Here is a 9,872-nt window from a genome sequence, read left to right on the forward strand (position 1 = left end):
CTGTGAGTAAGGGCCGATCCACCGATGCAAGACTCCGATCTCTGGGGCCACCGCTACGTCTCCTCATCCGTCACCGAGAACGGCTGGCCGCGATTCCTGGTCGGCGGCACCCGGATCACCCTGTGGTTCGTCGACGAAACCCGCCGCCTGTCCGCACACGCGGGTGCCAATACCGTGATGTTCGAGGTGGATCCCGACAGCGGCGTCCTGAAAACCCGATCCCCGTTCTCCACCGTGCTGTCCTACCCACCGGAATTCGCCGATCAGGACTCCTGGCTCACCGAATTCCTGCTCCTCGCGCCCACCTGGACCACCACCGGCGACGGCACCCTCATCCTCAGCGACGAGCGGATCAGGATCGAGCTGGAACAGACCGCCGACTGCCCCTGACGCCTACGTCACCGGAATGAGAAAGCTTTCGACGATCCGGCGCACCTTGGGCACCGCATCGGCTTCACCGAGGCGCAGTTCGGTATTGGCGGCGCAGAGGACGGCGTCGATCTGGAAGGCGGCGAGATCGGTGTCCAGTTCGGCGATTTCACCCGCATCGACGGCATACCGGAGTTCGCCGGCGATGGTCGCGAGCCAGTCCCGCTGATCACGCACCAGGGCATCGCGCACCGGACCGGGACGGCTGTCGAACTCGGCCATATTGGCGACCCGATAGCAGCCGCCCGCGAACAGCGGTGTCTGCGCGTAGACGATCCAGAGTTCGATCAGGGCGCGAAGTCGTCGCACACCATGGGGTTGCGCGCGGGCGGGCCGGACGACGGCATCGATGAACATATCGCGGGCGAAATCGAGCGCCGCGAGTTGCAGCGTCTCCTTGGTCTTGAACAGGGTCTGCACACCCGCCTTGCTGAGCCCGGTATCGGTGGCCAGCTTGCCGAAGCTCAAACCCTCGAGACCGTCGAGGGAGGCGGTGTCGACCGCCTGGCGCAATACGAGCTGGCGACTCCGGGCACCGCGCAGCAGGCGCTTGTCCTCGGTCGTGCGGGCACTGGTCATGTGTAAAGAGTACGTCCGACCGTATGGTTAAGCAAGGGGCGCCACCATCGCTCGCAGTAGATCGCGCAGGGTCTGCTGCTGGGCGGCGGTGAGCGAGGTCAGCGGCGACTGTGCGCCGAGCAGGTCGAGCGCCTCGGCGCGGCGCCGCTCCCCGGCCGCCGTCAGCACGATCTGCTTGGCCCGGCGATCGGTCGGATGTGGTTGTCGGCGAACCAGATCCTGTTGTTCGAGGCGATCCAGCACGAAGGTCGCATTCGACGGCTCACACGACATCCTGGTGGCCAACTCGCGCGCGGTAATCGGATCCGAGAGTTCGCGCAGGGCGATGACCTGCGACGGGGTCATATCCAACGTCTCGGCGACGCGGCGAACGTGCACGTCGAGGCGGTGGGTGAACTGATGTACCAGCTTGCAGACATCCCGATCGATTTCGGTATCGACGGCGAGATTCGGTGACGCCTGCTCCTTCATTCCGCCGAGTCTAGTGCCATGCTTCGAACTGTGATAGTTCTAGTTCAAATCATTTGAGTTGTAACTATCTGGAGTGGATGTATGCGCCCTGCTGTCTTCGCGCTCATGCTGGTGGTCTTCAGCCTGACCACCGGGGAATTCGTAATCGCCGGAATCCTGCCCGAGGTGGCCGATGGTCTCGCGGTGTCGGTGCCCGCCGCGGGTCTGCTGGTGAGCGCCTATGCGCTCGGCATGATCGTCGGCGGGCCGGTGGTGACCGTGGCGACGGCGCGGCTGCCGCGCAAACCGCTGGTGGTCGGTTTGGTCGCGGTGGCGGTCGTCGCGAATCTGGGTTCGGCTCTCGCACCGAACTATTCGACCGTGCTGCTCGCCAGATTCGCCGCTGGCCTCGTGGTGGCAACGTTTTTCGCCGTCGCCATCGCGACGGTCGTCTCGACGGCCGAACCCGGCCGCGAGGCGTCCGCGGTAGCGCAGGTGGCGCTCGGCATGAATCTGGGCATTGTCGGCGGCACCCCGATCGGCGCGGCCATCGGCCAATCTTTCGGCTGGCGTGCGACATTCGTCTCGGTCGCGGTGTGCGCGTCCGTCGCGCTACTGCTTGTGCTGCGCTTCCTGCCTACGATGCCCGCGCCGTCGAGCGGATCGGTGCGCGGGGAGTTGCGCGTATTCGCCGATCGCCGAGTGCAATTGGCGATCGGGCTGACCGCGCTGGGCAATGTCGGTGTGGTAACGGTGTTTACGTACTTCACCCCACTGCTCACCGAGGTGAGCGGCTTCGCGGCAGGTGTGGTGCCGGTGCTGCTGCTGGTGTACGGCGCGGGCGCGGTGCTCGGCAATTATCTCGGTGGACGGTTGGCCGATAAGGCGCTGATGCCATCGCTGGCGGGTCTGCTCGTCGCCCTCGCGGGCGCGCTGGCGCTGCTCTGGGCCATCGCCGAAATTCAATTGATCACGGTGGCACTGGTTTTCGTGCTCGGTGTACTGGCTTTCGCGATCATTCCCGGTATGCAGATCCGAGTCGTGACCGCCGCGGGTGCGGCACCCACGCTGGCCGTCGCGGTCAATGCCGCCGGATTCCAACTCGCCGCCGCATTCGCGGGCCGCATCGGCGGTTGGGCCATCGATGACGGACCGGGACTGCGTTCGATCTATCCGATAGCCGCCGTGCTCACCGTCTCGGCCGTGGTGCTTGCGCTGTACATGCTGCGTCGTGATCGCAAGCCCGCGTTGGAATCAAGCTGACCGGTATTCCATTGAATCCGATTGCTGCACAATCTGTCTCGAGTTGAGCCGCTATTATCTGGCTAGGCGCTTACCAGCGTCGCCGATATCAGAAGAGGGGTACGACTGTGAGCATGATTCTCGCCGCGGCACATGACACGTATGGAGCAGTCCTGGCCCAACTCGGTAACCCGACACCGGAGGCGCCGCCCCTCGCGGACAAGATCCTGCAGATGGTGCGCTATTTCACCTGGTTCATTCTGCTGGCGGGCATTACCGCCATCACCTACGCGGGCGGACGGTTCGCCTGGGAGAAGTGGTCCGGTGGTGGCCTGCAATCGCCGAAGATGGTGGCGGGAGCCATGATCGGCGGCGTCGTCGCGACCAGCGCGGGCACCATCATGAATGCCGTGATCGGCACCTAGGAACGCCATTTGATGGAGCAACCCATGCTCGGCCGGTGCGGCTCGGGCACGGGTGCTCCGGTGAGTACCGCCTCGACCGCGGCGCGTAATTCGTTGCCGGTCACCGGTTTACCGTTGCCCGGGGTGGATTCGTCGAAGGCGCCGCGGTAGGCGAGTTCCAGGCGTGCGTCGTAGAGGAAGAAGTCCGGCGTGCAGGCGGCCCGGAAGGCTCGACCCACCTGCTGCGTTTCGTCGATCAGGTAGGGGAACTTCCAACCGGCGCGATCGGCTTGTGCCCGTAGGTGTTCCGGCGCGTCATCCGGGTAGGCGTCGGCATCGTTGGCGCAGATCGCGACCGTCGGGATGGTCAATGTGCCGAGTACCTCGCCGAGCTTCGCCTCGAGGTGCCGCACATACGGGCAGTGGTTACAGGCGAAGATGACCAGTAGTCCTTGCCCGTCCGCGTAGTCGGCGCGGGCGTGCAGGTGACCGTCGAGATCGGGCAGGCTGAAGTCCGGAGCGGGCGTTCCGATCGGGACCATCAGGGATTGGACCGACATGAGGTGCCTCCATCCGAGTCGATATCGAGCGTAGTGCGTTTACCGCACCAGATCCGCCGGATCGGTATTGGCACCGCACAAGACGACGCAGACTCGCTCACCGGGCTCGGGGCGATACGCATTGGTGGTCAGCGCCGCGAGGGCAGTTGCGGCAGCATGCTCCACGGCAAGGCGGCGGTCCTGCCACAGCGCCATGCGGGCCGCGATGATGTCGGCGTCGGGGACGAGCACCGAGGTCACGTCATAGTTCTGCGCCGCATGCAGTGCCAGTTCGGTGGCGCGGCGGGCACCGAGGGAATCGGCGGCGACCGAATCGACCGGCGCGTCGACGATCCGTCCGGCCTGGATCGCATCGTGCAGTGCTCGGCAGCGTTGCGGCTCCACCGCGATCGTCCGGACGCCGAAGTGGCCCGCGGCCGTGGCGACCCCGGCGAACAGACCGCCGCCACCGACCGCGACGACAACGGTGTCCAGCCGGGGGAGCAGATGGTGGATCTCCACCATCAGGGTGCCCGCCCCGGCGGCTATGTACGGGTTGTCGTAAGCGTGCGATAGCAAAGCGCCACTGGTATCGGCGAATTCGCGACAGGCGACCAGTGCATCGGCGTATTCGGTGCCGACCAGGCGCACATCAGCGCCGTAGCCGCGCAGCCGCTCGATCTTCACCATCGGCGCGGTGGTCGGCAGGAATACCGTCGCCCGTACGTTCTGTTCGCGGGCCGCCCACGCACACGCGAGTCCGGCGTTGCCGCCGGATGCGATGGTCACGCCCGCGTCCGGCAGTGTCCCGGCGTCCTGGTGCGCCTGGATGAAGTTTCGGGCGCCACGGGCCTTGAAAGAACCGGTGTGCTGCATGAATTCCAATGCCAGCCACAGCTCACCGGATGCGTCCCCGCGGGCGATGGCGACCGGACGCACGTGCCCGGTGATCCGATCGGCGGCGGCCTTCACATCGCTGTAGCTCAACTCCATTCGCGCTCCTGTCCTCGACAATGACGCTATCGGAGATTTTCGATATCCGTCGAGTCCTCTTATTTGCTAACAAATTGCCGATTTTCTCGCCATGTAGTCTGCGTCCATCTGGAAGTTGTAGTCATGCTCTGTCGAAGAGAGGTTGACCTGTGAAACTGATCTGGATGACGGTGACGGCCGCACTTGCCGTCGCCGTGGCGGGCTGCTCCGATGACAAGTCCACGACGACCGCGTCGAGTTCGTCGGTACCACCGGAAACGAGTTCGGTGAGTGCGACGCCGATCGAAAACGAGGAGCCGGGCGACGGCGTGCGGATTCCATTGGGGGAGACCAAGAACGTGCCGATTCCCGCCGATGCCGTGATGGATATCAAGGTGCCCGTCGACTGGGGCGCGGCGAGCGCGAGCCTACGCTGCACGGTAACCGACAGCACCGGCCGCAACGAAGATCTTCGTTCCACCAATACGAGAAAACAGGAAACAATCGGCGGAAAAGAGTGGATGACGCTGTGGACCTTTTCCTCGCCCGCGGGGGCGGAGGTCACCGTCGGATGCAAGGATCCGGAGTCGAAAATCGCAGCGGGCGATGATCACCTGATCAGGGTCGTCCCGCGCGGCATCACCCCGCGCTGAATCGCTGTGACGCGGGCACCCAGCCCGCCGCCCGAGCCTGCGGTATGCCGCCGCGATTGTCGACGGAGTAGATGATCTCCACCGATCCGCCCGCCAGCGCACGCGAACTCTCGAGGGTCAGCCCGGTATCGATATTCAGCGCTTCGGTAAGCCGCATGCCGCCGCCGACGAAGAAGGGCAGCACGACCAATTCGAGTTTGTCCAATGCGCCTATCGCGCGGAAGCTTTCGATGGTGCGTGGACCGCCGATCAAATGGACGTCACCACCATGATTCGCCGTGCGCAGCTGCTCGAGCAGGCGCGCCGGATCGCTGTCCACGGTGACGTGGTCGGGGGTGCCCGCGGGACGCTGCGATGCGAGCACGAACACCTGCAGTGTCGGCCACGGCCAGCGGTCATTTGTCAGCGCTGGCGCGAAGGTGGTGTGCCCCATGAGCGCGGCCTCGCAGGTCGCGACGAATTCCGGAATGCCGTGGCTTTGGCCGGGTACGTAGGCCGGATCGACCACCTGTGGTGGCCACCCGTTGGGGGTGCTGATGTAGCCATCGGCGCTCATGCACAGGCGGGAACGGATTTGCATTCGACGTGCCTCCTTGGGTCTGCTGAATAGGACGACCCGTACGTCGAGAATTCATCGGCGATCGCTGACTACTCCCGTAGGCGCACCGTATCCCGGATTGCGGTCACTTCGTGCCGGAGGAGCAGCCGCGGTGGCTGGCCGATCGGCTGCTGACCTTCCTCGGCGGAGGCTCGCGGCGACGCGGGTAGCCTCGGATTCGTGGCAGAGGTGGTGCCGGGATATCGGGAGCGGCCGTCGCGGCTCCCGGGTGCCGTGGTGTGGACGAATACCATCGCCACCGGGGTCGCGGCACTACCGGTGTTGCCCGATGGCTGTATGGATCTGCTGTGGAATAACGGCAGGTTGCTGGTCGCCGGACCGGATACCCGGGCGTACCTGGCCGACGGTGCGGCGGGAACCCGATGGATCGGGATTCGATTCGCACCAGGCAGTGCGCCTGCGCTGCTCGGCGTACCCGCGCACGAATTACGTGACAGACGCGTGGAATTGGCGGATCTGTGGCCCGCGGCCGAGGCGCGGCGGCTCGCCGAACAGGTCGGTGCGGCAGCGGATCGGACCGACGCACTGGAGGCGATCGCAGTGCGCCGGGCCTGCGACACCGAACCGCCCGACCCGGTATTGCGGCGGATCGTCGCCGCGCTGGATGCCGGATGGTCGGTCGCGGCGACCGCCGAGGCAGCGGGGCTCGGTGCCCGAGTGCTGCATCGACGTTCGCTGGCGGCCTTCGGCTATGGACCCAAGACATTGGCGCGAATCCTGCGGCTACAGCGGGCGCTCGCGCTGGCCCGCGGCGGAGTACCGCTCGCGGACACCGCCTTTCGCACCGGATTCGCCGATCAGGCCCACCTCGCCCGCGACGTGCGCGAACTGGCCGGGATGCCGTTGAGCGAGTTGCTCACCCGCTCCTGACGACGGCTCATTCGGACAGCGGGGCGTACAGATCGACGCTATTGCCGTCCGGATCCAGGATCGTCGCGTAGCGCTGGCCCCAGAAGGCGTCCCATGGCTTCAGTTCGCCGCGGTATCCGGCATCGATGAGTTCGCTGTAGACCGCGTCGACCTCGGCGGGGTTCGCGCACTGGAATGCCAGCCCGAGCCGACCCGCCGACGTCGGCGGCTGCCAGCCGGAGTGGAACGACTCGATCACGGCCTCGGTATCCAGTGTCAGGCGCATACCGCCGGGCAGCGCGGCCTCCATATGCCCGTCATCCGCCTCCGGGAATTCGAGACCCAGGCGTCGGTAGAAGGCGAGCGAGGCGGCCATATCGCTGACGACAATGCCGATGACATTGAGTTGTGGAGTCATATCCGCAGCGTATGCCGCACTTCGGCAGGCGTCTTGAATAAATCGGACTCAGCAGGCGGTGGCCGGGATAAGTTCCGCGATGAGGTTTTCCACCAGGATGCGGATCCGGTCGCGGATCGAGCGCACGATGGCGATGTCCTCACCGGTCGCATCGGGCAGCATCCAATCGCGGTAGCTGATTCCGGGGAAGAACGGGCACACGTCACCGCAGCCCATAGTGACGACGACATCGGACATGGCCACCGCGTCCACGGTCAACGGCTTCGGCGCATGCGCCGAGATATCGATATCGAGTTCGGCCATGACCGCGACGGCGGCCGGATTGACGGTGTCGGCGGGCGCGCTTCCTGCGGAGTGCACATCGATGCGGTCACCGGCGAGCACATCGAGGAATCCGGCGGCCATTTGCGACCGGCCCGCATTGTGGACACAGACGAACAGCACGCTGGGCTTGTGAGCCATGTGCGGGAATACCTTTCAGGCTGGTGCATGGTTCTGGGCGCAATGTCGGGATTGTCGGGCATCGGCTGCACCGGTCTGCGTCGTAGGGTGCGTGATACGTATACCAGGACGGGCGGAATATGTTTCGCGATGAGGGGGGCGACTTTGTCCGCCAAGGCATCTCGAGGCCGGTCGCTCGAGAGTCGTTGCCGCACGCGGATATCGGCAGAGAAGAAACCGGTCGGTCAGGAATTCGGCATTTTGCCTGGATACGACGTGGCCCGCGGTGCCGGAGCGGCAACCGCGGGCCGGGCACGCGCGCGATGGATCACATGGGACGCAGATTGATCACTTTGCGCAGCCGCGCGCGATCGCGCTCGAGCCGCCGCGCCTCGTATGCGATCGGGAAGTAGCACACCCGCTCGGGCAGCAGCGGCACCATCCGAGCGATCAACCAGCCCAACGCCTTCAGCTTGCGCTCGTCGGAGTCCGACCACGTCAGGCCGAGCTTGCGCCGGGCCGCTTCGGGGGTGGTGCCGACGGTGACGAAGTACTGCAGTCGACCGACCGGCGCGACCATGCGCTTCCAGGCCGGACGCAATGCGCGCGGCAATCGCTCGGGCGGCGCGATCGACCGGATCACCCGCAGGTAGTCGTGCGCGGTACCGGTGTCCTGCAGGTGGTTCTCCACCATATCGGTGAAGAATTTCTCGAATTCGGTGTAGTTAGCCGGAATCTCCTTGGGCGGCACCAGGAAATTGCGCATGAGCTGCACCGTTTCCTGGTAGTACGCCTCCTTCTCGGCCAGTGTGAGCGGGCGGCGTGCGAAATATTCGGCGTTCTCGGTGAAGGCGAAGGTGCCGGTGTGCAGCACCCAGGCCCACGGTCCGGAGGCCAGCGCCTTGTGCCCGACGCCGTCGGGGGTGGTGGTGTTGAGCGAGGCGTGCATCGTGCGCAGGCGATCGGCTTCGGCGATCGCCTCGTCGCCGCCGTAGACCCACATCATCACCGAACCGATGCTGCGCACGGCGCGTCCGAGCGGGTCGGTGCGGAAGGTCGAGTGTTCGTCGACCACGGCGGCAATGGTCGGCTCCATGGTCTGCAGCAGGAATGCGGAGCCTGCGGTGAGGGAGAAGGTGATCAAGCCGGTCTCGTCCCACATTCGAGTACCCGGTGCGAACGGGCGGCGCTCCGGTGCGGTGCGCGAATCGGCATCGAGTGCGGCGGCGGTCATTGTGATCTCCCTTGATCAGCCATCCAAAGAGCTTGAGAGATTTAGTGTAACAATCTCTCATGAATCTCGGTGGGTCCGGCTTCGACCGGCCGCCACGCCTGGCCGCCGATAACGCGTCCCCCTAGGCTGAATCGATGTGACGACCGACTGGCGCAAACGGGACGGGCGGATCGGGGTGCTCACCGGCGCGGGCATCTCCACCGATTCCGGCATCCCCGATTTCCGCGGCCCCCGCGGCGTGTGGACGAAAGACCCCATCGCCGAACTGTTGTCGACCTACGACGCCTACCTCGCCGATCCGGAGCTGCGTAAACGCTCCTGGCTGGCCCGCCGCGACAATCCGGCCTGGCAGGCCCAACCCAATGCCGCGCACACCGCGCTGGCCGATCTGGAGCGGGCCGGACGCACCATCGCGATCATCACCCAGAACATCGACCGGTTGCACCAGCGCGCCGGATCCTCATCCGGTCGGGTGATCGAAATTCACGGCAATATGTTCGAAGTCGTCTGTGTCGGTTGCGAATACCAGACGAGCATGGCCGCCACTCTGGCGCGCGTGGCGGCGGGCGAGGCCGATCCGCCCTGTCCGGCCTGCGGCGGCATCCTGAAATCCGCGACCATCATGTTCGGCCAGCAAATGGATCCCCGCACCATGACCAAGGCCGCGCTGACCGCGGAGACCAGCGATATCTTCCTCGCCGTCGGTTCGTCGCTGCAGGTCGAGCCTGCCGCATCGATGTGCGCGATCGCGGTCGAGGGCGGCGCGGATCTGGTCATCGTCAATGCCGAACCGACGCCTTACGACAGCATCGCCACCGAGGTCATCCGCGAACCCATCGGCACCGCCCTCCCGCGCTTGGTCGCCGAAATACTGGCGAGTTGACTGCGCGACTACGCCACGACGGAGCGAGTCTTACGAGCGAGGAGTTCGCGGCCCGTCTCGCGTCCGAGTCGTCGAAGCGCATGCGACGAAGCCCGTCCAAGCCTCTCCCCGCCCCTGCGGAGCGAGTCTTACGAGCGACCGTTCGCGGCCTGTCTCGCGT

General features: G+C 65.5%; 14 protein-coding genes. 6 read left to right on the forward strand and 8 right to left on the reverse strand.

The genetic code is table 11. From position 1 onward, the window contains the following. The first annotated feature begins 24 nt into the window (after positions 1-24). A complete protein-coding gene (locus tag NA5_RS10945) occupies positions 25-390 on the forward strand; it encodes an META domain-containing protein (RefSeq protein ID WP_062984652.1) in 366 nt (121 codons plus the stop codon). A gap of 3 nt (positions 391-393) precedes the next feature. Here the strand turns inward: NA5_RS10945 and NA5_RS10950 are convergent, their stop codons facing one another. Together NA5_RS10950 and NA5_RS10955 are read right to left on the reverse strand one after the other, a co-directional pair. Further along, a complete protein-coding gene (locus tag NA5_RS10950) occupies positions 394-1,008 on the reverse strand; it encodes a TetR/AcrR family transcriptional regulator (protein ID WP_062984654.1) in 615 nt (204 codons plus the stop codon). 27 nt (positions 1,009-1,035) lie between these two features. Further along, the gene (locus NA5_RS10955; RefSeq protein ID WP_062984656.1) at positions 1,036-1,479 is read right to left on the reverse strand and encodes a MarR family winged helix-turn-helix transcriptional regulator; all 444 of its coding nucleotides are present in this window, start codon (positions 1,477-1,479) and stop codon (positions 1,036-1,038) included. A gap of 81 nt (positions 1,480-1,560) precedes the next feature. Between NA5_RS10955 and NA5_RS10960 the strand changes: the two genes are divergently transcribed. After that, complete coding sequence (locus tag NA5_RS10960) at positions 1,561-2,721, forward strand: MFS transporter (RefSeq protein ID WP_062984658.1); 1,161 nt, start codon at positions 1,561-1,563, stop codon at positions 2,719-2,721. Between the two features lie 113 nt (positions 2,722-2,834). Beyond that, on the forward strand, positions 2,835-3,125 hold the full coding sequence (locus NA5_RS10965) for a hypothetical protein (protein ID WP_174415132.1): 291 nt from the start codon (positions 2,835-2,837) through the stop codon (positions 3,123-3,125). On the opposite strand, the gene NA5_RS10970 is transcribed toward NA5_RS10965, so the two are convergent. Both NA5_RS10970 and NA5_RS10975 read right to left on the reverse strand, forming a co-directional pair. Beyond that, on the reverse strand, positions 3,122-3,664 hold the full coding sequence (locus NA5_RS10970) for a thioredoxin family protein (protein WP_062984660.1): 543 nt from the start codon (positions 3,662-3,664) through the stop codon (positions 3,122-3,124). The two genes, NA5_RS10965 and NA5_RS10970, sit on opposite strands and share 4 nt — an antisense overlap. Before the next feature lie 39 nt (positions 3,665-3,703). Further along, positions 3,704-4,636 (reverse strand): threonine/serine dehydratase, encoded by a 933-nt coding sequence (locus NA5_RS10975; RefSeq protein ID WP_062984661.1) that lies wholly within the window; start codon positions 4,634-4,636, stop codon positions 3,704-3,706. 149 nt (positions 4,637-4,785) lie between these two features. On the opposite strand from NA5_RS10975, the gene NA5_RS10980 reads away from it, so the two are divergent. Further along, a complete protein-coding gene (locus tag NA5_RS10980) occupies positions 4,786-5,268 on the forward strand; it encodes a hypothetical protein (RefSeq protein WP_062984663.1) in 483 nt (160 codons plus the stop codon). Here the strand turns inward: NA5_RS10980 and NA5_RS10985 are convergent. After that, positions 5,255-5,848, reverse strand: a complete 594-nt coding sequence (locus NA5_RS10985) for a dihydrofolate reductase family protein (protein ID WP_062984665.1) — start codon at positions 5,846-5,848, stop codon at positions 5,255-5,257. The two genes, NA5_RS10980 and NA5_RS10985, sit on opposite strands and share 14 nt — an antisense overlap. Positions 5,849-6,046: 198 nt before the next feature. Here NA5_RS10985 and NA5_RS10990 point away from each other — a divergent pair, with 198 nt between their 5' ends. After that, positions 6,047-6,757, forward strand: a complete 711-nt coding sequence (locus tag NA5_RS10990) for a helix-turn-helix transcriptional regulator (RefSeq protein ID WP_084484034.1) — start codon at positions 6,047-6,049, stop codon at positions 6,755-6,757. A gap of 7 nt (positions 6,758-6,764) precedes the next feature. On the opposite strand, the gene NA5_RS10995 is transcribed toward NA5_RS10990, so the two are convergent. The 3 genes from NA5_RS10995 to NA5_RS11005 form a co-directional block, all read right to left on the reverse strand. Further along, the gene (locus NA5_RS10995) at positions 6,765-7,154 is read right to left on the reverse strand and encodes a VOC family protein (RefSeq protein WP_084484035.1); all 390 of its coding nucleotides are present in this window, start codon (positions 7,152-7,154) and stop codon (positions 6,765-6,767) included. Positions 7,155-7,202: 48 nt separating this feature from the next. Continuing rightward, complete coding sequence (locus tag NA5_RS11000; protein WP_062984669.1) at positions 7,203-7,616, reverse strand: arsenate reductase ArsC; 414 nt, start codon at positions 7,614-7,616, stop codon at positions 7,203-7,205. A gap of 307 nt (positions 7,617-7,923) precedes the next feature. After that, positions 7,924-8,829, reverse strand: coding sequence for an oxygenase MpaB family protein (locus tag NA5_RS11005; protein ID WP_062984671.1), 906 nt, complete (start codon positions 8,827-8,829; stop codon positions 7,924-7,926). Between the two features lie 136 nt (positions 8,830-8,965). Here NA5_RS11005 and NA5_RS11010 point away from each other — a divergent pair, with 136 nt between their 5' ends. Continuing rightward, positions 8,966-9,712, forward strand: coding sequence for an SIR2 family NAD-dependent protein deacylase (locus NA5_RS11010; protein ID WP_062984673.1), 747 nt, complete (start codon positions 8,966-8,968; stop codon positions 9,710-9,712). The last annotated feature ends 160 nt before the right edge of the window (positions 9,713-9,872 follow it).

The sequence above is a fragment of the Nocardia anaemiae NBRC 100462 genome (assembly GCF_001612725.1).
Taxonomy (GTDB): Bacteria; Actinomycetota; Actinomycetes; order Mycobacteriales; family Mycobacteriaceae; genus Nocardia; species Nocardia anaemiae.

Bases quoted from the DNA above. Each gene is read 5' to 3' on its own strand.
- NA5_RS11005 (WP_062984671.1), bottom strand. From the start codon at position 8,829: ATGACCGCCGCCGCACTCGATGCCGATTCGCGCACCGCACCGGAGCGC.
- NA5_RS10965 (WP_174415132.1), top strand. From the start codon at position 2,835: ATGATTCTCGCCGCGGCACATGACACGTATGGAGCAGTCCTGGCCCAA.
- NA5_RS10970 (WP_062984660.1), bottom strand. From the start codon at position 3,664: ATGTCGGTCCAATCCCTGATGGTCCCGATCGGAACGCCCGCTCCGGAC.
- NA5_RS10945 (WP_062984652.1), top strand. From the start codon at position 25: ATGCAAGACTCCGATCTCTGGGGCCACCGCTACGTCTCCTCATCCGTC.
- NA5_RS10995 (WP_084484035.1), bottom strand. From the start codon at position 7,154: ATGACTCCACAACTCAATGTCATCGGCATTGTCGTCAGCGATATGGCC.
- NA5_RS10950 (WP_062984654.1), bottom strand. From the start codon at position 1,008: ATGACCAGTGCCCGCACGACCGAGGACAAGCGCCTGCTGCGCGGTGCC.
- NA5_RS10975 (WP_062984661.1), bottom strand. From the start codon at position 4,636: ATGGAGTTGAGCTACAGCGATGTGAAGGCCGCCGCCGATCGGATCACC.
- NA5_RS10955 (WP_062984656.1), bottom strand. From the start codon at position 1,479: ATGAAGGAGCAGGCGTCACCGAATCTCGCCGTCGATACCGAAATCGAT.
- NA5_RS10960 (WP_062984658.1), top strand. From the start codon at position 1,561: ATGCGCCCTGCTGTCTTCGCGCTCATGCTGGTGGTCTTCAGCCTGACC.
- NA5_RS10985 (WP_062984665.1), bottom strand. From the start codon at position 5,848: ATGCAAATCCGTTCCCGCCTGTGCATGAGCGCCGATGGCTACATCAGC.
- NA5_RS11000 (WP_062984669.1), bottom strand. From the start codon at position 7,616: ATGGCTCACAAGCCCAGCGTGCTGTTCGTCTGTGTCCACAATGCGGGC.